The 21,333-nt window shown below is 74.3% G+C and carries 18 protein-coding genes and 1 riboswitch; of the genes, 14 read left to right on the forward strand and 4 right to left on the reverse strand.

Annotated features, from left to right (window positions below; all coding sequences use genetic code 11):
• The first annotated feature begins 501 nt into the window (after positions 1–501).
• From ABT247_RS19635 to ABT247_RS19655, 5 genes are all read left to right on the forward strand, one after another.
• Positions 502–1,779: an NYN domain-containing protein gene (locus ABT247_RS19635; protein ID WP_502892472.1), complete on the forward strand. Its 1,278-nt coding sequence runs from the start codon at positions 502–504 to the stop codon at positions 1,777–1,779.
• 210 nt (positions 1,780–1,989) lie between these two features.
• Positions 1,990–3,027, forward strand: coding sequence for a C40 family peptidase (locus ABT247_RS19640; protein WP_350744074.1), 1,038 nt, complete (start codon positions 1,990–1,992; stop codon positions 3,025–3,027).
• 337 nt (positions 3,028–3,364) lie between these two features.
• Positions 3,365–3,518: riboswitch (cyclic di-AMP (ydaO/yuaA leader) on the forward strand.
• A gap of 10 nt (positions 3,519–3,528) precedes the next feature.
• Positions 3,529–4,662 carry a C40 family peptidase gene (locus tag ABT247_RS19645; RefSeq protein ID WP_350744075.1) on the forward strand — a complete coding sequence of 378 codons (1,134 nt, stop codon included), beginning with the start codon at positions 3,529–3,531 and terminating at the stop codon, positions 4,660–4,662.
• A gap of 226 nt (positions 4,663–4,888) precedes the next feature.
• Entirely contained in the window at positions 4,889–5,935 is a 1,047-nt protein-coding gene (locus tag ABT247_RS19650; RefSeq protein ID WP_350744076.1) for a C40 family peptidase, read from the forward strand.
• Positions 5,936–6,102: 167 nt separating this feature from the next.
• On the forward strand, positions 6,103–7,134 hold the full coding sequence (locus ABT247_RS19655; protein ID WP_350744077.1) for a hypothetical protein: 1,032 nt from the start codon (positions 6,103–6,105) through the stop codon (positions 7,132–7,134).
• 141 nt (positions 7,135–7,275) lie between these two features.
• Here the strand turns inward: ABT247_RS19655 and ABT247_RS19660 are convergent, their stop codons facing one another.
• Positions 7,276–8,640: a glycosyltransferase 87 family protein gene (locus ABT247_RS19660; RefSeq protein WP_350744078.1), complete on the reverse strand. Its 1,365-nt coding sequence runs from the start codon at positions 8,638–8,640 to the stop codon at positions 7,276–7,278.
• Positions 8,641–8,854: 214 nt separating this feature from the next.
• Here ABT247_RS19660 and ABT247_RS19665 point away from each other — a divergent pair, with 214 nt between their 5' ends.
• Complete coding sequence (locus tag ABT247_RS19665) at positions 8,855–9,991, forward strand: glycosyltransferase family 4 protein (RefSeq protein ID WP_350744079.1); 1,137 nt, start codon at positions 8,855–8,857, stop codon at positions 9,989–9,991.
• 188 nt (positions 9,992–10,179) lie between these two features.
• Here the strand turns inward: ABT247_RS19665 and ABT247_RS19670 are convergent, their stop codons facing one another.
• A complete protein-coding gene (locus ABT247_RS19670) occupies positions 10,180–11,973 on the reverse strand; it encodes an AMP-dependent synthetase/ligase (protein ID WP_350744080.1) in 1,794 nt (597 codons plus the stop codon).
• A gap of 326 nt (positions 11,974–12,299) precedes the next feature.
• On the opposite strand from ABT247_RS19670, the gene ABT247_RS19675 reads away from it, so the two are divergent.
• The 5 genes from ABT247_RS19675 to ABT247_RS19695 all read left to right on the forward strand — a co-directional run bounded on the left by ABT247_RS19675 (position 12,300) and on the right by ABT247_RS19695 (position 16,614).
• Positions 12,300–12,737, forward strand: coding sequence for an SRPBCC family protein (locus tag ABT247_RS19675; RefSeq protein WP_350744081.1), 438 nt, complete (start codon positions 12,300–12,302; stop codon positions 12,735–12,737).
• A gap of 24 nt (positions 12,738–12,761) precedes the next feature.
• Entirely contained in the window at positions 12,762–13,934 is a 1,173-nt protein-coding gene (locus ABT247_RS19680) for an ArsA family ATPase (protein ID WP_350744082.1), read from the forward strand.
• 104 nt (positions 13,935–14,038) lie between these two features.
• On the forward strand, positions 14,039–14,554 hold the full coding sequence (locus ABT247_RS19685) for a DUF5304 family protein (RefSeq protein WP_350744083.1): 516 nt from the start codon (positions 14,039–14,041) through the stop codon (positions 14,552–14,554).
• A 192-nt stretch (positions 14,555–14,746) separates the two neighbouring features.
• Positions 14,747–15,691, forward strand: a complete 945-nt coding sequence (locus ABT247_RS19690) for an ROK family glucokinase (protein ID WP_350744084.1) — start codon at positions 14,747–14,749, stop codon at positions 15,689–15,691.
• A gap of 149 nt (positions 15,692–15,840) precedes the next feature.
• Entirely contained in the window at positions 15,841–16,614 is a 774-nt protein-coding gene (locus tag ABT247_RS19695) for an endonuclease/exonuclease/phosphatase family protein (RefSeq protein ID WP_350744085.1), read from the forward strand.
• On the opposite strand, the gene ABT247_RS19700 is transcribed toward ABT247_RS19695, so the two are convergent.
• Both ABT247_RS19700 and ABT247_RS19705 read right to left on the reverse strand, forming a co-directional pair.
• The gene (locus ABT247_RS19700) at positions 16,611–17,387 is read right to left on the reverse strand and encodes a hypothetical protein (protein WP_350744086.1); all 777 of its coding nucleotides are present in this window, start codon (positions 17,385–17,387) and stop codon (positions 16,611–16,613) included. The genes ABT247_RS19695 and ABT247_RS19700 overlap by 4 nt on opposite strands.
• 10 nt (positions 17,388–17,397) lie before the next feature.
• On the reverse strand, positions 17,398–18,192 hold the full coding sequence (locus ABT247_RS19705; protein WP_350744087.1) for an alpha/beta hydrolase: 795 nt from the start codon (positions 18,190–18,192) through the stop codon (positions 17,398–17,400).
• A gap of 175 nt (positions 18,193–18,367) precedes the next feature.
• Between ABT247_RS19705 and ABT247_RS19710 the strand changes: the two genes are divergently transcribed.
• Genes ABT247_RS19710 through ABT247_RS19720 form a run of 3 tightly spaced genes read left to right on the forward strand, consistent with a single transcriptional unit; the run spans position 18,368 to position 21,176 of the window.
• Positions 18,368–19,216 (forward strand): lysophospholipid acyltransferase family protein, encoded by an 849-nt coding sequence (locus tag ABT247_RS19710; protein WP_350744088.1) that lies wholly within the window; start codon positions 18,368–18,370, stop codon positions 19,214–19,216.
• A gap of 38 nt (positions 19,217–19,254) precedes the next feature.
• The gene (locus ABT247_RS19715; RefSeq protein ID WP_350744089.1) at positions 19,255–20,496 is read left to right on the forward strand and encodes a DUF5931 domain-containing protein; all 1,242 of its coding nucleotides are present in this window, start codon (positions 19,255–19,257) and stop codon (positions 20,494–20,496) included.
• Complete coding sequence (locus ABT247_RS19720) at positions 20,496–21,176, forward strand: response regulator (protein WP_350744090.1); 681 nt, start codon at positions 20,496–20,498, stop codon at positions 21,174–21,176. The genes ABT247_RS19715 and ABT247_RS19720 overlap by 1 nt, the downstream gene beginning before the upstream one ends.
• Positions 21,177–21,333: the final 157 nt, after the last annotated feature.

The raw sequence follows: 21,333 nt of genomic DNA on the forward strand, positions 1-21,333 counted from the left end.
GTGCCCCTGTTCTCACGGGGGGCCCCCCCGGCCGCGGGGGCCCCGGTGGGCCTCCCCGCGCCGGCCTTTTTCCCGCCGGCGCGGCGGAGGGAGCGCGCCGCGCCCGTCCGCCGCACGGGACAATACAGAACAAGACGCACGGAGCGTGACGACCGGGGCGGCCGCGGCCGCCCCCGCTGGACCAGGATCGGAGCCGAGGACGTGGTGGACGCAGCGAGGGAGCCCGCGGACGCGCAGGGACTTCAGCCCGCTGCGCCGGCACCGGGGCGGGGCGCCGGGGCGGTCCCGCCCGAGGCACCCCTGCCGGATGCCGGTTCGCCGGAGCAGGCTTCGGCTGACACCAGCGAGTCCGCCGACCGGTCCGGTGGGTCCGCAGCCGAGACCGGCGGGTCCGGTGCCGGGTCCGGTGGGTCCGAGGCCGAGCCCGGCGCGGCCGGTGCCGGGTCCGGTGCCGCCGCGGAGCGGTCCGTCGAGAAGCTGGACCGGCCGCTGCCCGAGGGCGTGCGCCGGCGTGTGGTCGGCCTGGCCTCGGACGCGCTCGGCGGGCTGCCGCCCGCGGAGCTGCCGCAGAGCCTGCGTCAGTACGTCAAGTTCACCCCCGCCCGGCGGGCCAAGTACGCGGCCACCGCGCTGGCGGCGGCGCTGGAGTCGGAGCCGGCCTTCCGGCTGCGGATAGCGGAGCGGCTGCGGCTGGGCCAGCCGGACCTGGTGAAGGCGCTGGAGTCGGGCACCGTTCCCGGCGCCGCCGATCCGATGGACGTCGCCGCCGCCGCCTACCTGGTGAGGTCGGCCGGTTGGAGCCGGCTGGTCGCCGAGGCCGGCGAGGAGGTCGAGCGGGCCGGGGCCGAGGACGCGGCGGCGGAGGCCGGCCGGCTGGTGGAGAAGCTCCAGGCGGAGCTGGCCGAGGTGCGGGCGGCCGCGCGGGCCGACCTGGACCGCCAGCGCGCGGAGTTCGAGGGCGTCCGGCGGGAGGTCGAGTCGCTGCGCAAGAAGGTGCGCTCGCTGGAGAGCGACACCCGCCGGGCGCAGGCCGAGACCCGGCGGGTGACCGGGGAGCTGGAGGCCGCGAAGGCGCAGGCCGCGGCCGAGCGCAGCGCGGCCGAGAGCGAGGCGCGGCGGCTGCGGCACAGGGTGTCCGAGCTGGAGAACGCCGCCGAGCAGGGCCGCCGTTCGGCCCGCGAGGGGCGCAGCGTCGAGGACATGCGGCTGCGGCTGCTGCTGGACACCGTGCTGCAGTCGGCGCAGGGGCTGCAGCGGGAGCTGGCGCTGCCGGTCTCCCAGATCCGCCCGGCGGACCTGGTGGAGGCGGTGGTGCCGGGAGCGGCCTCGCCGCACGACGTGGCCCGGCGGGGCCTGGCCGAGGACGATCCGGCGCTGCTGGACCAGCTGCTGGCGATCCCGCAGGTGCACCTGGTGGTGGACGGCTACAACGTGACCAAGACCGGCTATCCGACGCTGCCGCTGGAGCAGCAGCGGATCCGGCTGCTGGGCGGACTGGCGATGCTGGCCCAGCGCACCCAGGCGGAGGTCACCTGTGTGTTCGACGGGCAGGACCTGGACGTTCCGGTGATCATGGCGCCGCCGCGCGGGGTTCGGGTACGGTTCAGCCGGACCGGGGAGACGGCGGACGAGCTGATCCGTCGTCTGGTGCGCGCCGAGCCGCAGGGCCGTCCGGTGGTGGTGGTGTCCACCGACCGGGAGGTTGCGGAGGGCGTGCGGAAGGCGGGCGCGCGCCCGGTGGCTTCGGTCCTGCTGCTGAACCGGCTGGCCCGGCCCTGACCTCGGGCGGTGCCGTCCGGTCCGGCGTGACGCCTGGTCAGTGCCCGTTTTGCGAGGGTGTGCGGATCCCGTGAAGTCAGCGTGGGAACCGGAGTTCACGCCTTCGGGGGAGTGGCAAAACGGATAGATCTTCACTAGGGTCTGGCGTCAAACCTATTTTCCGGAATCTCACTCGATCGGGTGAGTCCCATGGAAGAAGGAGCCGCTCCCTTGGCCTCCCACCGCCGTCCCAAGCAGCCGAGCCGCGCGCGGGTCTCCGTGCTCACCGCTGCCGCTGCGACCGCGGTCGCCCTCTCCGCCCAGGTCGCCGCGCATGCCGCGCCGCAGCCGAACAAGGCCGACGTCAAGGCGCAGATCGACCAGCTCCAGCAGGAGCAGGAACAGGCGGCGGAGAAGTACAACGGCGCCAAGGAGCGGGCCGACCAGCTCCGCAAGCAGGCCGACCAGCTGCAGGACCAGGTGGCCCGCAGCCAGGACCAGATGACCCAGCTGCAGACCGGCCTGGCCGAGGTGGCGGGCGAGCAGTACCGCACCGGCGGCATCGACCCGTCCGTCCAGCTGATGCTGTCCTCCGACCCGTCCGGGTACCTGGAGAAGGCCTCCAGCGTCCAGCAGGCCAGCACCAGCCAGACCGAGGCGCTCAAGGGCCTGCTCGACCAGCAGCGCCGGCTGGACCAGGAGAAGGCCGAGGCCGCCGCCGTGCTGGCCTCGCTGGACTCCACCACCAAGGACCTCAACCAGGCCAAGGCGGACGTCAACCAGAAGCTGAAGGCCGCCCAGGACCTGCTGAACTCGCTCAGCGCCGCCGACCGCGCCGCGCTGAGGGCCCAGCAGCAGCAGGACGACCGCGCCTCGCGCGGCAGTGCCCGGGTCGACCTCAGCAGCCTGCCGCCGGCCAGCGGCTACGCGGCCGTGGCCGTGGCCAAGGCGATGAGCAAGCAGGGCTCGCCGTACGTCTGGGGCTCCACCGGCCCGAACACCTTCGACTGCTCGGGCCTGATGGTCTGGTCGTACGCCCAGGCCGGCGTCTCGCTGCCGCGCACCTCGCAGGAGCAGGGCAACGTCGGCACCCGGGTGCCCTCGCTGGACCAGGCCCAGCCGGGCGACCTGGTGATCTACGGCAGCGACCGGCACCACGTCGGGATGTACATCGGCAACGGCATGGTGGTCCACGCGCCGCACACCGGTGACGTGGTGAAGGTGATGAAGGCCGACGCGATGCCGATCAACACGATCCGCCGGGTCTGACGGCCCGACACGCCCGAGGGGCCGCGCTCCGGCCCTGTGATCCGCGCCACCCCCGACCGGGGTGGCGCTTCGGGTTCACCCGCCCTTCGGCCGGTTGTTTGAGGTTTGATCAGCTTTCCGTGCGGCGGCGATCACCAACGGTCATTTTCACAAGGGGACATGGGTCATCTTCTGGATTTTTTCTGACAAGGATTTGAACGGATCACGGTTCAGTTACTAGGGTCGTGCCCCGAACCACCGCACTGTCGATCACCCAGCCCGGGTGGCGGCGGTGGTTACCGCCGAGTTCGCGAAGCAGCGGGGCAGCTCGAAACGACTGTCCGACAGGGGAGCCCAGCAGTCCGGGGCGCTGTGGAGCGGAGCCGGGGAACCACGTTCCTCCGGGGTGAATCGGCGCCAGGTCGGCCGGTACCGCGGCCGTGAGGCGTCGTAGGGCATGCTTCCGGCCCGAACCCGTCAGCTCACCCGGTAGGCGGACGTAGGAAGAAGGAGTCCGCCTTCGTGGCGTCCCATCGCCGTCCCAAGCCCGCCAGCCGCGCCCGGGTCTCGATCATGACCGGTGTCGCCGCGGCGGCCGTCGCCCTCTCCGCGCAGTCCGGCGCGCACGCCGACCCGCAGCCGACCAAGGACCAGGTCAAGGAGCAGGTCGACCAGCTCAACGAGCAGGCCGAGCAGGCGACCGAGAAGTACAACGCCGCGCAGGAGAAGCAGCAGGCGCTGGAGAAGCAGGTCTCCGGCCTGCAGGACCAGGTGGCCCGGCAGCAGGCCCAGGTGACCGACCTCCAGGGCGGCCTCGCCGAGATCGCCGGGGAGCAGTACCGCAACGGCGGCATATCCCCGACCGTCCAGCTGATGCTCTCCTCCAGCCCGGACAACTTCCTCAACCAGGCCGGCGCGCTGAACCAGGCCGGGGACACCCAGAAGAACCAGCTGAAGGAACTCCAGGCGCAGCAGCGCAAGCTCGACCAGGACCGCAGCGAGGCCCAGAGCAAGCTCACCGAGCTGGAGTCCACCACCCAGCAGCTGAAGGCCTCCAAGGACGAGGTCCAGAACAAGCTGAAGGCCGCACAGGACCTGCTCAACACCCTGACCGAGCAGGAGCGCCAGGCGATCCGCCAGGCCGAGGAGAAGGCCGCCGCCGACGCCAAGGCCCAGGCCGACGCCGCCGCGAAGGCCGCCCAGCAGCAGGCCGCCTCCGACCGCGCCTCGCGCGACAGCGGCCGCACCGACATCGGCTCCGGGAGTTCCTCCTCGCCGGTCGTCAAGCCGGCCGCGCCCGGTAGCTCGCACGGTGCCGCCGCGCTGTCCGCCGCCGCCTCCAAGGTCGGCAGCCCGTACGTCTGGGGCGCCACCGGCCCGAGCTCCTTCGACTGCTCCGGTCTGATGGTCTGGGCGTTCAACCAGGTCGGCGTGTCGCTGCCGCGCACCTCGCAGGAGCAGGCCGGCGCCGGCACCCGGATCGGCTCCGACATCTCCCAGGCCCAGCCCGGCGACCTGCTGATCTTCTACAGCGACGCCCACCACGTCGGCATCTACGCGGGCAACGGCCAGGTGCTGCACGCGCCGAAGCCGGGCGCCTCGGTCCGCTACGAGGCGGTCTCCAACATGCCGCTGGCCTCCATCGTGCGGGTCTGATCCGTCCGAAGGCCTCCGCAGGCCCGGTCCTCCCACTCGGAGGGCCGGGCCTGCGGCTTTGCGGGCGGCTCGGGCTGATGTCCGATTAGGGGGCGAATATTCGGGTCCGGAGGGGTTTGGACTCGCTTGCCCGGACTCGCTAACGTCTGCCACCGGACTCCCGCTCGACGGCCGCCCACCGGGGTGCGGCCGCGGGGCCGCGCTGCAGATCGGAGCCGCCGCCGCCATGTCCGTGCACCGCCGTTCCCACCTGCTCGCCCGCGCCCTGGTGCTGACCGCGGCCGCCACCACGGCCCTCGGTGTGGCGACCGGCGGCAGCGCCCAGGCTGCTCCCGGTGCGCCGGACGCGCCCGACCGCAAGGACGTCAAGGCCCAGGTCGAGCAGCTGTACGACGAGGCCGAGCAGGCGTCCGAGAAGTACAACGCCGCGCAGGAGGCCCAGAAGCGGCTGCAGAGCGAGACCACGGCCCTCCAGGCGGAGGTCGCCGCCGCCCAGGACCAGCTCAACGAGCTGCGCGGGGACCTCGCGACGGTGGCCGGGGCCGAGTACCGCGGCGGCGGGATGAGCCAGACCGCCCAGCTGATGCTCTCCAGCGACCCGGAGTCCTACCTCGCCCGCGCCCGCACCCTCGGCCAGGCCGCCGAGCGGCAGCAGGAGACCCTCCACGAGCTGGTCACCCGTCAGCGCCGGCTCGACCAGCGCCGCGCCGAGACCGCGGGCAAGCTCGCCGAACTGGACCAGGCCCGGCGCTCCCTGGCCGAGAACAAGCAGCAGATCCAGCAGCGGCTGGCCGCGGCGCAGAAGCTGCTCAACGGCCTCGGCGCCGCCGAGCGGGCCCGGATGGTCGTCCAGGACGCCAAGGACGCCGAGCAGCGCGCCACCCGCGGCACCGACCGGCTGGACCTCGGCGCCACGCCGCCGGCCTCCGAGCGCGGGGCGGCCGCACTGGCCGCCGCGGTGCGGATGATCGGCTCGCCGTACGTCTACGGATCCACCGGGCCCCGCGCCTTCGACTGCTCCGGTCTGATGTACTACAGCTGGCGGCAGGCCGGAGTGACCCTGCCGCGCACCTCGCAGGCCCAGGCGTACGCCGGGCAGCGGATCAGCCTCTCCGAGGCGCGACCGGGAGACCTGGTGATCTTCTACCGGGACATGCACCACGTCGGGATGTACGCCGGCGGCGGGGTGATGGTGCACGCCCCGTACCCGGGCGCCAAGGTGCGGTACGAGAGCGTCACCACGATGCCGGTCTCCGGGGTGGTACGGCTCTGAGCACGACCCCCTCCGGCCCGGACGACCACCCTCCGATAGGCCCGGCCCGCTGCGTCCTGTCCCGGCGCGCTGCGCTGCTGCTGGCGGCCGGCGGGCTGGCCCAGCTGTCGCTGCCGCCCGCCGCGCCGGCAGCCCCGGCCGGGCGGCCGGCGGACCGGGAGGCCGAGGTGGCCGGCCTGCTGGCCGAGCGGGCGGGCTCGCTGCCCGCCCGGTCCGGGCTCGCGGGGGCCGAGGCGGTCTACCGCGACCTGGTCCTCTCCCCGGGCGACGGGCCGGACCGATCGACCGCCACCGCCCAGCTGGCGGTGCGGATCGCCGGGTACGACGAGTACCCGGTGGTGTACCCGCGCCGGATCGAGCTGGTCCGCGCCGCGGGCCGCTGGCGGGTCGAGCGGGAGGAAGCCGCGGGCGGGCCCCCGGCGCCGTGGGACCTCGGCGAGGTCCGCACCGCCCCCGGAGAGCGCTGCCTGGTGCTCGGCCTGGCCGGCGGACCCGATCCGACCGGGCTGGTCGCCGTGGCGGACCGCGCGGTGCCGGCCGTCAGCGCCGTCTGGGGCAGCGCCTGGCCGGGCCGGCTGCTGCTCGAACTGCCCGCCGAGGAAGCCCAGTTCGCCCGGCTGCTGGGCGGCGACCCGGCGGACTGGGCGGGCATGGCGGCCGTCACCGTGGCCGCCCCCGGCGCGCCCCGGCACACTCCGGCGGACCGGGTGGTGGTCAACCCGGAGGCCTTCGGGCGGCTCAGCGCCTTCGGCCGGCAGGTGGTCGTCACCCATGAGGCGACCCACGTCGCGACCAGGGCCGACACCCGGGCCTGGACCCCGCTGTGGCTCTCCGAGGGCGTCGCCGACTGGACCGCCTACCGGGACTCCGGGCGCAGCCCCCGGCAGATCGCCCCCGAGCTGGCCCGGGACGTCGCCGCCGGGAAACCGCCCACCGCGCTGCCCGCCGACCGGGACTTCACCGCCGGGGCCGCCGGCATCGCCCAGGCCTACGAGCAGGCCTGGCTGGCCTGCGAGCTGATCGCCCGCCGCTGGGGCCCCGACCGGCTGGTCGCCCTCTACCGGGCGGTCGGCGCGGGTGACGGGCAGGGCGAGGACCGGGAGCAGCGGATCGACCGGCTGCTGCGCGCCGGGCTGGGCGTCGGGTCGGCCGGGTTCACCGCGCTCTGGCTGGCCGAGGTCGCGGCGCTGAAGGGCTGACGGCACCCCCGGCGCGAACCCGGACCGGGGCGTGGCCTCGGCGCCCGGCGGGGGTGTTCGGCTGGCGCGCCCTCAGCGCCCGGCCGGGTGTTGGGCTGGCGTGCCCGCAGCGCCCGGCCGGGGTGTTCGGCTTGCGCGCCCTCAGCGCCCGGCCGGCGTGTTCGGCTGGTCGATGCCGTCCAGCAGGTCCTGCTCGTACGCGATGCCCGGGCGGACCGGGTAGGCGGACGCGGGCGGCAGCGCCGGGGCCTTGTCCAGCACCACCGTGGCCGGCAGGGCCGCCTGGGCGCGGGTGGAGCGCCAGAGCCGGATGCCGGAGAGCACCGCGGCGGTCAGCAGCAGCAGGTTGCGCAGCGTCAGGACGGCGATCGCCCACGGGTCGCTGGCGAGGACCTGGGTGAACATGGTCGGGAACTCGACCAGGGTCAGCGGGCAGGCGAGCAGGATCAGCAGGGCCACCGGCCGCTGGCTGGTGCCGCGCACGGTCAGGCAGACCGCGGCGACGCCGATCAGCCAGACCAGGTACTGCGGGCTGATCACCCGGCTGGTCACCACGAAGACCAGCAGCGCGCACAGCGCGGCGTCGTACATCGTGGCCGCGTTCCGGCGGCGGGCGGTGAAGCGCCACAGCAGCAGCCAGAGGAAGCCCAGCACGGTGCCGGCCATCATCACCTTGCTGATCACGCTGACCCACGGCCCGAGCATCTCGGGGGAGCCGTAGTTCATGGTGACCCGGCCGCTCCAGCCCCCGGCGATCCGGGCGAAGTGCAGCGGCAGCGCGCCGACCGACTCGACCTCGATGCCGCGGTCCGCCTGGAAGGTCAGGAAGTCGAAGGCGCCGTTCATCCCGGCCGCGAGCAGGAAGCCCACCGAGACGGTGGTGGCCGCGGCGAGCGTCCAGGAGCGGCGGGTGCGGCGGCCGGAGGGGGTGCCGATCAGGCCGAGCAGCGGCCAGATCTTGACGATGCCGCCCAGGCCCAGCAGCAGCCCGCCGACCGCCGGACGGCGGATCAGTGCCAGCAGACCGGCCAACGCCAGGGCGGTGACCAGGATGTCGAAGCGGTTGTAGATCATCGGGCCGAGCAGCGGGACGCCGACCACCCACATCCAGGCGCCGGTGAGCGCCCGGCCCCGGCGCAGGCCGGTGCGGACCAGCAGCGCCGCCGCGGCAGCGTCGGCGATCCCGCAGATCACCCAGAAGGAGACCAGGTACGACCAGGGCAGCAGCCCCGGCAGCAGGATCACCAGGGCGGCGCCCGGCGGGTACTGCCAGGTCACGTCGTCGAACGGGAAGGTGCCGGTCTGCAGCACCCCGTACCAGGCGTGGTAGATCATCCAGACGTCGGCGGTGATGTCACCGCCGGGCGCCCGCAGGACGCCGGTCATCAGCAGCACCAGCACGGTGCGGGTGGCCACCCAGGTCGCCCCGAGGGCGGCGAGCGCCCCGAGCGGGCGGCCGAGTCGGCCGCGTGAAGAACCGGACTCGGTGGCCGGGGCCAATTCCACTGCGCTCCCTCGTTCGTCTCGGACGTCCCCACCGGAGGCGTCGTACTGACGGACGCCCGGGCCGCGATCCGCTGCGGCCTAGGTACTAGGACTGACCCGGGGGTCAAACGGTTGCCGTGAGCGGTTCCGTTCCCGGCGGGTCATGGTGTTGACCTATCGTACGGATCACCCAGCGGTACACCGAGCACCCCCCGACCGAGCGAGCCGTGGCCTGATGCACAGAACCTTGATCGTCACCAATGACTTCCCGCCCCGCCCCGGTGGCATCCAGGCGTTCGTGCACAACATGGCCGTCCGTCAGCCCGCCGGGAGCGTCGTGGTCTACGCCTCCACCTGGCGGGACGGCAGCGAGGTGCGGCGCTTCGACGCGGAGCAGCCGTTCCCGGTGATCCGGGACCGCACGAAGGTGATGGTTCCCACACCGCGGGTCACCCGGCGGGCCGCCGAGATCCTCCGCGCGGAGAAGTGCGACTCGGTCTGGTTCGGCGCCGCCGCGCCGCTCGGGCTGATGGCGCCCGCGCTGCGCCGGGCCGGGGCGGGTCGGCTGCTGGGCATGACCCACGGCCACGAGGCCGCGTGGGCCCAGCTGCCGGTCTCCCGGCAGCTGCTGGGACGGATCGGCGCCGGCACCGACGTGCTCACCTACCTGGGCGAGTACACCCGCTCGCGGATCGCCGCCGCCGTGGGCCCGCAGGCCGCGGCGCGGATGGTGCAACTGCCGCCCGGCGTGGACGAGACGACGTTCAACCCGGATTCCGGTGGTGCGGAGGTCCGCCGCCGGCTGGGGCTGGCGGACCGTCCGGTGGTGGTGTGCGTCTCCCGGCTGGTGCCGCGCAAGGGGCAGGACACCCTGATCGAGGCGATGCCGCAGATCCTGGCGGACGTGCCGGACGCGGTGCTGCTGATCGTCGGCGGCGGCCCGTACCGGGCGGACCTGGAGAAGCTCGCGGACGCCCGGGGCGTACGGGCCTCGGTGCGGTTCACCGGTTCGGTGCCGTGGGAGGAGCTGCCCGCCCACTACGGGGCCGGGGACGTCTTCGCGATGCCCTGCCGGACCAGGCGGGGCGGGCTGGACGTCGAGGGCCTGGGGATCGTCTACCTGGAGGCCTCGGCGACCGGGCTGCCGGTGGTCGCGGGGGACTCCGGCGGCGCCCCGGACGCGGTGCTGGAGGGCGAGACCGGGTACGTGGTGCCGGGCGGCTCGGCCACGGCGGCCGCGGAGCGGATCGTCCGGCTGCTGCGGGACGAGGAGCTGCGGCGGCGGATGGGCGAGGCCGGGCGGCGCTGGGTGGAGCGCTCCTGGCGCTGGGACCTGCTGGCCGGGCGGCTGACCTCGCTGCTGGCGGTCTAGCGCGGCCGCACGCGTCCGCGCGGGCACGGCCCGTGGCGTGGGCGGGCGCGACGTGGCCCGCGTGACGCGAGCGGGCGTGACGCGAGCGGGAGCGACGCGAGCGGGCGCGACGTGAGCGGGCGCGACGTGAGTGGGCCCCGCCTCCGGGGCAGGAGGCGGGGCCCGCTCAGGTCACCGGTCCGGTGCGACTACTTCCGGTAGAGCGCCTCGATCTCGGCGGCGTAGTCCTTCAGCACGACGTTGCGCTTGAGCTTGAGCGAGGGCGTCAGGTGCCCGCTCTCCTCGGAGAACTCGGTGTCCAGCAGGCGGAACTTCTTGACCGCCTCGGCGTGCGAGACGGCCGCGTTGCCGTCGTCCACGGCGGACTGCAGGGCCGCCAGCAGGTCCGGGTCGTCGGCGAGCTCGGTGACGGTGGCGGTGGCCGGCTTGCCGTTGAGTTCCTTCCACTTGGGGAAGAAGTCCGGGTCGACGGTGATCAGGCAGGCGACGAAGGGCTTGCGGTCGCCGACCACCATGACCTCGCCGACCAGGGCGTGCGCCCGGATCCGGTCCTCGATCACGGCCGGGGCGACGTTCTTGCCGCCCGCGGTGACGATGATCTCCTTCTTGCGGCCGGTGATGGTCAGGTAGCCCTCGGAGTCCAGCGAGCCGATGTCGCCGGTGGCGATCCAGCCGTCCTTGAGGGTGTCGGCGGTGGCCTGGGGGTTGTTCCAGTAGCCGGTGAACACGTGCGGGCCCTTGAAGAAGACCTCGCCGTCCTCGGCGATGCGGACGGAGGCACCGGGGACCGGCTGGCCGACCGTGCCGATCTTCGGCTTGTCCCACGGGTTGAAGGCGGTGGCCGCACAGGTCTCCGTCAGGCCGTAGCCCTCCAGGACGGTGAAGCCGATGCCCCGGTAGAAGTGGCCCAGCCGCTCGCCGAGCGGGGCGCCGCCGGAGATGGCGTGGGTGGCCCGGCCGCCGAGGGCGGCCCGCAGCTTGCTGTAGACCAGCTTGTCGAAGACCGCGTGCTTGATCCGCAGCACCAGGCCGGCGCCGCCGGCGTCCAGCGCCCGGCTGTAGGCGATCGCGGTCTCGGCGGCCTTGTCGAAGATCTTGCCCTTGCCGTCGGCCTGGGCCTTGGCGCGGGCGGTGTTGTAGACCTTCTCGAAGACTCTGGGGACGCCCAGGATCAGGCTCGGCCTGAACGCGGCCAGCTCGGCGGTGACGTCCTTGATGTCGGAGACGTGGCCCAGCTTGATCGGGGCCATCGCCGGCGCGATCTCGGCGATCCGGCCGAGCACGTGGGCCAGCGGCAGGAAGAGCAGGACGGAGCTGTCACCGGTGCGGAACAGCGGGGCCAGGCGCTCGACCACGTTGCCGCACTCGGCGAGGAAGTTGCCGTGCGTCAGCTGGCAGCCCTTGGGGCGGCCGGTGGTGCCCGAGGTGTAGACGATGGTGGCGATCGAGTCGGGGCCGGCGATCGAGCGGCGCTGCTGCACCGTCTCGTCCGGGACGCCCTCGCCGGCCCGGGCGAGCGCCGCGATCGCACCGCCCTCGATCTGCCACAGGTGCTTCAGCCCCGGCAGCCGGTCGCGGACCTCCTCGACCACCTTGAGGTGCTGGTCGGTCTCGGCGAGGACGGCGACCGCGCCGGAGTCGCCGAGGATCCACTCGACCTGCTCGGCGGAGGAGGTCTCGTACACCGGCACGGTGATCGCGCCGGCCGTCCAGATCGCGAAGTCCAGCAGCGTCCACTCGTACCGGGTGCGCGACATGATGCCCACCCGGTCGCCCGGCTCGATGCCCGAGGCGATCAGGCCCTTCGCCGCGGCGTGCACCTCGGCCAGGAACTGGACCGCGGTCAACTCCTGCCAGTGGCCGTCCACCTTCCGGCTGAGCACCGCGACGTCCGGGTGCTCCTCGGCGTTCCGGTGCACAGGGTCGGAGAGGTTACCGCCGCTCGGTACCTGGTAGAGGGCCGGAAGGCTGAAGTCGAGCAAGACTGCTCCTCGTTCGCGACGCTGCGGGACGGCAGGACGTTACTGCCCGGTAGGCAGCTTCGACCAGAGGGGTCGGCCCCGGTGTTCGAAGTGTCACACCCGGCCGGGTCGGACCAGGTGGTGACCGGGTCGTTCGACTGGCACCCTACGGCAGCGCCCAGGTGACCGGCCGGTAGCATGCCCCGCCGCCCGGCTCGCACCGCCCGCCGCCGGTGCCCGCGCGGACGAGTCGTTCGCCGGTCGCGGTAGCCTGCTCCGGGCGAACCCGGGTCGAGCGCGCGTCGATCCGCACCGGCAGGCAGAGCGACGAGGCGGAGGGCCATTCCATGGCGGAGCACACCAGGTCGAGCATCACCATCGACGCGACCCCGGCCACGGTCATGGCCGTGATCGCCGACTTCGCCGCCTACCCGGAGTGGACCGGCGAGGTCAAGGAGGTCGAGGTCCTGGAGACCGGCGAGGACGGCCGCGCCGCGCAGGTGCGACTGCTGCTGGACGCCGGCGCGATCCGCGACGAGCACGTCCTCGCCTACACCTGGGACGGCGACCGCGAGGTCGGCTGGACGCTCGTCCGCAGCCAGATGCTCCGCTCGCTGGACGGCTCCTACACCCTCGCCCCGCTGGCCGGCGGCGACCGCACCGAGGTCACCTACCAGCTCGCCGTGGACGTCAAGATCCCGATGCTCGGCATGATCAAGCGCAAGGCCGAGAAGGTCATCATCGACCGCGCCCTCGCCGGACTGAAGAAGCGCGTCGAGGGCTGACGGCGGCGGATCGGGGCTGACGGAATGACGGCGACACGCACCATCCTGGTCAGCGGCGACGCCGGCGCGCCCACCGTGGCCGCCGCCACCGCCCTGCACGCCGCCCGGCGCGGCCACCGCACCTGGCTGCTGGCCGCCGACGACCCCCACCGCACCCTGGACTCCGTCCTCGGCACCCGGCTGGAACCCGAACCGCTCGACCTCGCCCCCGGTCTGACCGCCTCCCGGATCGACGAGCAGGCCGCCTTCCGCTACGCCGCCGGCGAACTGACTGGCCGGCTCAAGCCCGCCCTCGACCTGCTCGGCGCCGAACAGCTCGACCCGGAGGAGCTCACCGCCCTCCCCGGCATCGCCCGGCTCGCCCTGCTGCGCGCCCTGCCCGCCGCCGACCAGGACGTCCTGGTCGTGCTCGCACCGCCGCCCGCCGAGCTGATCGCCACCCTCGCCCTGCCCGAGCAGCTGACCCGCTACCTGGACCGGCTGGTCCCCGAGCAGCGGCAGGCCGCCCGGGCGCTGCGCCCGCTGCTGGCCGGACTGGCCGGGGTCCCGATGCCCGCGGAGTGGCTGTACGAGAGCCGGACCAGGGCCGCCGCGGTGCTCGCCGAGTCCCGCGCCGCGATCGACGACCCCGGCACCAGCGTGCGCCTGGTCGTCCCGGCCGACGGCCACCCGTACGAGCAGCTGCGCCGGACCCGGGCCGGGCTCGCGCTGTACGGCCACCGGCCGGACGCCGTGGTGGTGCACGGGGCGCTGCCGCCGGCCGCCCTCGCCTCGCCCGACCCGTGGCTGGCCGCGCTGGCCCGCCGCCGTCAGGAGGAGCTGGACCGGCTGACCGCCGTCACCGACGCCCCGGTGCTGGTCTCCGGGCAGCCCGAGGCCACCCTGGAGGCGGTCGCCGACCACCTCTACGGGGACGGCCCCGGCCCGGAGCGGCTCGCCCCCGAGCCCTGGACGGTCGAGGACCGGCTCGCCGAGGACGGCCTGCTGGTCTGGCACCTCGACCTGCCCGGCGCCGACCGCGCCGAACTGGACCTCGTCCGCCGGGGCGACGACCTGGTGGTCGGCCTGGGCGCCCACCGCCGGGTGCTCGCCCTGCCCGCCGCGCTGCGCCGCTGCACGGTGGCCGGTGCGGGCCTGCACGAGGGCGTGCTCTCGGTGCGCTTCGCACCCGATCCTTCGCTCTGGCCGCAGGGCTGACGGGCCCTCGGGCCCGCCGCGGGCTTTTCCGGCGCCCACGCCCGGTCGGGTAGCGTCGGGCCCCGGGGCCGCGCGGTGCGGCCACGGCTGAGGAGGCGCCCGCGATGACCACCGACGACCGCACCGAGCCCGGGGCCGACCGCACCGAGCCCGAGCCCGGGGCCGACCGCACCGACGGCCGCACCGGCGGCTTCTCGGCGCCCGGCGCCGACCGGACCGACGACCGTACGGCGCCCGGAGCGGACCGCACCGCCTCGGGCGAGGCGCAGGCCCACCCGTTCGGGCCGGAGCTGGGCCCACTGGTCGAGGAGGTGCGCCGGTTCGCCACCGCCCTCGGCGAGAAGGCGCAGGAGACCAGCGCCACCACCCTGATCACCCTGTCCGGACTGGCCGACCGCCTGCGCACCCAGCAGCCGGAGGTCTACTCCCACCTCTCCGCGGCCGGTTCCGGCATCGCCGCCGCCGGCGCCGAGCTGCTGGCTGCCTACCGCGCCGCGGTGGCCGGCCACGAGCGGCGCTGGACGGCGGGGGAGGGGGCGTCGGTGGAGAAGATCGACCTCGATGCGCCGGGCGCGGGCGGGGCGCCCGGCCGGGGTGACGGGCCGTCCGCCAAGCAGTGAATCCGTAGCGTTCGGAGCGTGACCGGACTACTTCCCTACGTCACGAAGAAGGAGATTAGATACGACTTTTGAAGCGTCGCGGCCCGGCTTTCCCAAAAATGTCTTCGGATAATGTATGCGAGGCTGTGTACGGGGGCTGGGTTGGGCGGTAGCGTTCCGTCCAGCGGGAACGAGTGAATAGCTGAGGGACACATGGCTCTGACCATCGGCGTCGATGTCGGCGGGACCAAGATCGCGGCAGGCGTGGTCGACGACGAGGGTGCGATCCTCGCCCGGACCAGGGTGCCCACCCCGGCTGACCCGCAGTGGGCGGTCGACGCCATCGCGCAGGCCGTCCGCGAGCTCAAGGAGCAGCACCCCGACGTCGCCGCCGTCGGCGTCGGAGCCCCCGGCTTCGTCGACAGCAACCGCTCCACGGTGATCTTCGCGCCCAACATCGACTGGGAGAACGAGCCGCTGCGCGGCCGGATCGAGGAGCTCACCGGCCTGCCCACGGTGGTCGAGAACGACGCCAACTGCGCCGCCTGGGCCGAGTTCCGCTTCGGGGCGGCCGCCGACCACCAGGACATGGTGCTGATCACCGTCGGCACCGGCATCGGCGGCGGCATCGTCCTGGACGGCCGGCTGCACCGCGGCCGCTTCGGCGTGGCCGGCGAGATCGGCCACCTCAACATGGTCCCGGACGGCCTCCAGTGCGGCTGCGGCGGCAAGGGCTGCTGGGAGCAGTACGGTTCCGGACGCGCGCTGCGCCGCTACGGCCGGGAGAAGGCGGCGGCCGACCCGGTGCGCGGCCGGCGGATGCTGGAGCTCAACGACGGCGTCGCCGAGACCATCCGCGGCATCCACATCACCGAGGCCGCCGAGGCGGGCGACCCGCTCGCCCTGGAGTGCTACGCCGAGCTGGCCGACTGGCTGGGCCGCGGCATGGCCGACCTCGCCGCGCTGTTCGACCCGGGAGTCTTCGTCCTCGGCGGCGGCGTCTCGGACTCCGGGCGCCTGCTGCTCGACCCGGTCGCCAAGGCCTTCGAGCACTACCTGACCGGCGGCGTGCACCGCCCGCGCGCCGAGGTCGTGCTCGCCTCGATGGGCTCGGCCGCCGGCATCGTCGGCGCCGCGGACCTCGCCCGCACCGCCTGACCGCACCACCGCGGTCCCCCGCCACACCCCCTTCCAGCCCGCCGGCGGCGGTGCGACCGGGCCCCGACCAATCCCGGACGCACCGCCGCCGTCGCACTACGGTCGGACCCGGTGGCACCGCCCGGGTGGCACCGCACCCGGGGAGGACCATGACCGCCGCACCCGTCGAACCGCCGCCGTCCGGCCCGCGTCGACTGCGCCTGCTCAGCTACAACATCCGCTCGCTGCGCGACGACCGGCGGGCCCTCGTGCGGGTGATCCGGGCCTGCGCGCCCGACCTGGTGTGCGTCCAGGAGTCGCCGCGCTACTGGCGGCCCGAGGGGCAGGCCGCCTGGCTGGCCCGCAGCACCGGGACGACGGTGCTGGCCGGGGGCGGGCGCACCGCCGCCGGTCCGCTGCTGCTCGGCCGCCCCGGCGCGGTGGAGGTGCTGGCCGTCCACGACCGGCTGCTGCCCAAGACCCGCGGACTGCACGCGCGCGGCTTCGCCACCGCCCTGCTGCGGCTGCCGGGGGCGGCACCGTTCACCGTGACCAGCTGCCACCTCAGCCTGGACGCCACCGAGCGGTACGGGCAGTTCGAGCTCCTGCTCGAGCAGCTCGCCCTCGCCGAACAGGGCATCGTGGCCGGGGACTTCAACGAGCACCCGGACGGGCCCGGCTGGCGGATGCTGGCCTCCCGGCTGTCGGACGGACACCCGACCGCGCCCTGGGGCGGGGAGTTCACCTCCGTCCCCGAGAACCCCTACCAGCGGATCGACGCCGTCTTCACCACGCCCGGGATCACCGTCCTCGGCTGCGGAGTGCCGCACGGGCTGCCCGGTGTCACCGAGGCGGACCTGCGGGCCGCGACCGACCACCTGCCGGTGCTGGCCTTCCTGGAGCTGCCCGCGGACCAGCCGTCCGCCGGCCCCACGGCCCCCTAGACGACCGCGCCGTGGTCCGGGTCCTCCGGTTCGTCCTCGTCGCGGTCCTTCATCCGGGCGACCAGGGTGACGAAGCCGCCGAGGAAGGCGGTGATCCCGACCCAGGCGGGCCAGCCGGAGATCTCCCGCCAGACCACCGCGTCGATCAGCAGCAGCGCCGGGCCGCCGAGCACGGCCAGCCAGGCGAACTTGGCGGTCACGTCGGGGGTGGGGAGCGGCGGCGGCTCCGGCGGGACGTAGTGGCCCTCGTCGGTCTCCTCGGCCAGTTCGAAGTCCCGGGGGCCGGCCGCGGAGGCCGGCAGGACGGGCCGGCCGGAGCGCGGGCGGGGCTGCGGGGCGAGGTCGGAGAGGTCGTCCGGATCTGCCTTGGAGCCGGGGGCGTCCTTGTAGCCGCCCTTGAGCTCGTTCTGCGCCCGGAGGTTCTCGACCTCCGGCCAGTTGGGGTTGGTGAGGTCCACCGGGTCGTCGAACTGGGCGACCAGCGCGGCGAAGATCGCGTCCTGCTCGGCCTGGCTGCGCTCCGGGGCGCGCCGCGTCCGGGGCTCCGCCGGGGTGTCCGGCTCGGCGGAGCCGCCGGCTCCTGCGGCTCCTGCGGCGGGAACGGCCGGTGCGACCGTGCCCGCCTCGGTACCGTCCGCCACCGCGCCGCTCAGAGTGCCGTCCCCCTGGACGGTGCTGTCGCTGGGCGTGCCGTCCGCCCGTGCGTCGTCCGCCCGTGCGCCGTCCTCGCGGGGCTTCTCGTCCCCGCCGCCCGCCGTGCTGCTCTCGTGCACTTCCGGCCCTTCAGCCCTGGTGATCGTCGGATTCGGCCCCGCCCGCCCCCGCCGCGTGCGCGGGGGCCAGCCGTCGGATGAAGTCCAGGCTCGCCGAGAATATTTCCGCCGCGTCGTGGTCCAGCGTCGCGACGTGGAAGCTCTGTCGGCACAGCCGCTCCGTCACGTCGGTCGAGGATATCCGGGCCAGCACCAGTTCCGAGTTGGCCGGAGAGACGACGTGGTCCTGCGGACTGTGCAGCAGCAGCACCGGCTGGGTCACCTGCGGCAGCCGCCGCTGGACGTCCTGCCACAGCCGGGTCAGTGACCACGCGGCGTGCAGCGGGGTGCGGTCGTAGCCGACCTCCCGCGCGTCCGGCTTCCGGATGTCGTTGGCGACACCGGCCAGGCTCGGGACGAGGTGACGCAGCACCGGAAGCAGCACACTCGCGGGGTTGTCGGAGCGCACCGACGGGTTGACCAGCACCAGTCCGGACACCTTCGGGCCGTGCAGCGCGGCCAGCCGCAGCGCCAGCGCGCCGCCCATCGACAGCGCGCAGACGAAGACCTGCTCGCACTCCTCGGACAGCGCCAGCAGCTCCCGCTCGACCGCGGCGTACCAGTCCTCCCACCGGGTGAGCTGCATGTCCTGCCAGCGCGTGCCGTGCCCCGGCAGCAGCGGCAGCGAGACGGTGCACCCGGCCGCCGCCAGTTCCTCGGCCCACGGCCGCAGTGACTGCGGGGACCCGGTGAAGCCGTGGCAGAGCAGCACTCCCACCGGTCCGCCGTCGTGGCGGTACGGTTCGGCACCGGGCAGCAGCGGCATGGCGGACTCCTTCGCGGGCGGGTGGCGCTGGGGGAGGGACGCTGGGAGGGGAGCTGCGGGAATCCGCATCGTCCCACGCCCCGCGCTGGGACGTACACCCCCTCCGGCGGGGCCGGGCACAGCGGACGGCCGCGGGGCATTAGGATCGACCGGTCCGCATAACGGGAGGCCCGGGTTGTTCTACCGACTGATGAAGATGATCGTCGCGCCACTGCTTCGGATCTTCTTCCGGCCGTGGATCGAGGGCGAGGAGAACATCCCCGCCGAGGGCGCGGCCATCATCGCGAGCAACCACCTGTCCTTCTCGGACTCCTTCTTCTTCCCTGCGCTGATCAAGCGCCGGGTCACCTTCATCGCGAAGGCCGAGTACTTCAACACCCCTGGCCTCAAGGGCCGGTTGACCGCCGCCTTCTTCAAGGGCGTCGGCCAGCTGCCGGTGGACCGCTCGGGCGTGCGCGGCGCCGGCGAGGCCGCGATCCGCAGCGCCATCGCGGTGCTGGACCGCGGCGAGCTGTTCGGGGTCTACCCCGAGGGCACCCGCTCGCCCGACGGCAAGCTGTACCGGGGCAAGGTCGGCGGGCTGGCCCGCGTCGCGCTGGCCACCGGCGCCCCGGTCATCCCGGTCGCCATGATCGACACCGAGAAGGTGCAGCCGCCCGGCCAGGTGATCCCGAACTTCGGCATCCGCCCGGGCATCCGGATCGGCCGCCCGCTGGACTTCTCCCGCTACCACGGCATGGAGAACGACCGCTTCATCCTCCGTTCGGTGACGGACGAGGTGATGTACGAGATCATGCGGCTCTCCGGCCAGGAGTACGTGGACATCTACGCGACCGCCGCCAAGCGGCAGATCGCGGAGGAGAAGAAGAAGGCCGACGCCGAGCGCCGGGCGGCCGCCAAGGCGGAGAAGGCCGCAGAGGCCGAGAAGGCCGCAGAGGCGGAGAAGGCCGAGAAGGCCGAGAAGGCCGCCGGGACGGCGCAGGACGCCGGGACGTCGGAGCAGAAGGAGCCCGGGTCGGCCTGACCGGCCCGGCGGGCCAGCGGGCAGGGGAGGGACGGGGGATGGCGGAGGGCGCGAGAACGGCCGGGGTCGGCGGCACCCTGGCGGCCGCCGGCATGTCCGTCGAACTCCCGCTGTGGAAGGCGATCTCCTACTTCCGGGTGCTGGCCCTGTGCTACGCCCTGCTCCGGTACTTCAACTCCTACCTGCACTTCCTGCACCCGGTCGCCGGCTGGATCTTCCTCGGCGCGCTCACCCTCTGGACGCTCGCCAGCACCCGGGCCTTCGCCAACCCGCAGCGCTGCACCTGGTTCGTCCTCGGCTTCGACCTCACCCTGGCCGTGACCGGCATCGTGCTGAGCGGGATGACCGACGCCCCGGCCCGGATCAGCCACGGCGCGCCCACCCTGCCGACCATCTGGGCGGCGGGCACGGTGCTCGGCTTCGCGGCCAAGGGCGGCTGGCGCCCCGCGGCGGCGTCCGGCTCGGTGATCGGCGTCGCCAACATCCTCGGCCACGGCGGCCCGACCGGCGACAACATCCACAACATCGTGCTGCTGCTGGTCGCCGGGATCGCCATCGGGTACGTGATCGAGCTGGCCCGGGCCAGCGAGGCCACCCTGACCAGGGCGCTCCAGGTCGAGGCGGCCACCCGGGAGCGCGAGCGGCTCTCCCGGGACATCCACGACGGCGTGCTCCAGGTGCTCGCGCTCGTCCAGCGCCGGGGCGCGGAGCTGGGCGGGGCCGCCGCACCGGCCGGCGGCACCGGAACGGGCGGGGCCGCGGAGGGAGCGGACTTCGCGGAACTCGGCCGCCTCGCCGGGGAGCAGGAGCGCGCGCTGCGGGCGCTGATGACCGGCGGCCCGCTGCCGGCCCAGCGCACCGCCGACCTGCCGGAGGCCGCCGCCGGGCCGCGCGACCTGACCGCCCTGCTGCGCCCGTACGCCGACGACCGGATCACGCTCTCCGCCCCCGGCAGCCCGGTGGTGCTGCCGGACCGGGCGGCGGCCGAGCTGGCCGCGGCGGTCGGCGCGGCCGTCGACAACGTCCGCAAGCACGCGGGCGAGGGGGCCCGGGCCTGGATCCTGGTGGAGGACGAGCCGGAGGCCGTCACCGTCAGCATCCGCGACGACGGGCCCGGCTTCGCCCCCGGGCGGCTCGGCGAGGCGGAGCGGGCCGGGCGGCTCGGCGTCTCCCAGTCCATCCGCGGCCGGCTGCTGGACCTCGGCGGCACGGCCGAGCTGTACTCGGCGCCCGGGGAGGGCGTCGAGGTCGAACTGCGCGTCCCGAGGGAGGGGTTCTGATGACCGATCAGCCGACGGCTGAGCGGCCGGTGCGGGTGATGGTGGTGGACGACCACCCGATGTGGCGGGACGCCGTCTCGCGCGACCTGGCCGAGGCGGGGCTGGACGTGGTGGCCACGGCGGGCGACGGCGAGGAGGCCGTGCGCCGGGCCCGCGCCTGCTCGCCGCAGGTCGTCGTGCTGGACCTCAACCTGCCCGGCCTGCCCGGGGCCGAGGTGTGCCGCCAGGTGGTCGCGCACGACCCCGCGGTGCGGGTGCTGGTGCTGTCGGCCAGCGGTGAGCACCAGGACGTGCTGGAGGCGGTGAAGTCCGGGGCGACCGGCTACCTGGTGAAGTCCGCCGGGCGGGACGAGCTGCTGGACGCGGTGCGCCGGACGGCCGTCGGCGACGCGGTGTTCACCCCGGGCCTGGCCGGGCTGGTGCTCGGGGAGTTCCGCCGACTGGCCGCCGAGCCGGCCCCGGCCTCGGCGGCCGCCGTGCCCAAGCTGACCGCCCGGGAGACGGAGGTGCTGCGGCTGGTGGCCAAGGGGCTGTCCTACCGGCAGATCGCCGATCGGCTGGTGCTGTCGCACCGGACGGTGCAGAACCACGTCCAGAACACCCTGGGCAAGCTCCAGTTGCACAACCGGGTGGAGCTGGTGCGGTACGCGATCCAGCAGGGGCTGGACGAGGGGCTGTGAGGCGGTCCCGGACGCGCCCGCGCCCGGGACCGCTGAGACGGCGGCCGTGACCGGCCCTAGCGCCAATGCCGGTGACTTTGGTGTCTGTGGCTCGTTGGTTGTGGTGTGGCAAGGGTGGGGCAGGTCAAGTCGCCTGCGGGTGAGCGGTTGTCGGACC

The sequence above is a fragment of the Kitasatospora sp. NPDC001539 genome (genome assembly GCF_040298565.1).
In the GTDB taxonomy this organism is placed as follows: Bacteria; Actinomycetota; Actinomycetes; order Streptomycetales; family Streptomycetaceae; genus Kitasatospora.

What these genes read in the sequence shown, in the direction of transcription:
- ABT247_RS19685 (WP_350744083.1), top strand. Translation starts at nt 14,039, where the DNA reads ATGACCACCGACGACCGCACCGAGCCCGGGGCCGACCGCACCGAGCCC.
- ABT247_RS19715 (WP_350744089.1), top strand. Translation starts at nt 19,255, where the DNA reads ATGGCGGAGGGCGCGAGAACGGCCGGGGTCGGCGGCACCCTGGCGGCC.
- ABT247_RS19705 (WP_350744087.1), bottom strand. Translation starts at nt 18,192, where the DNA reads ATGCCGCTGCTGCCCGGTGCCGAACCGTACCGCCACGACGGCGGACCG.
- ABT247_RS19690 (WP_350744084.1), top strand. Translation starts at nt 14,747, where the DNA reads ATGGCTCTGACCATCGGCGTCGATGTCGGCGGGACCAAGATCGCGGCA.
- ABT247_RS19675 (WP_350744081.1), top strand. Translation starts at nt 12,300, where the DNA reads ATGGCGGAGCACACCAGGTCGAGCATCACCATCGACGCGACCCCGGCC.
- ABT247_RS19680 (WP_350744082.1), top strand. Translation starts at nt 12,762, where the DNA reads ATGACGGCGACACGCACCATCCTGGTCAGCGGCGACGCCGGCGCGCCC.
- ABT247_RS19665 (WP_350744079.1), top strand. Translation starts at nt 8,855, where the DNA reads ATGCACAGAACCTTGATCGTCACCAATGACTTCCCGCCCCGCCCCGGT.
- ABT247_RS19695 (WP_350744085.1), top strand. Translation starts at nt 15,841, where the DNA reads ATGACCGCCGCACCCGTCGAACCGCCGCCGTCCGGCCCGCGTCGACTG.
- ABT247_RS19720 (WP_350744090.1), top strand. Translation starts at nt 20,496, where the DNA reads ATGACCGATCAGCCGACGGCTGAGCGGCCGGTGCGGGTGATGGTGGTG.
- ABT247_RS19650 (WP_350744076.1), top strand. Translation starts at nt 4,889, where the DNA reads ATGTCCGTGCACCGCCGTTCCCACCTGCTCGCCCGCGCCCTGGTGCTG.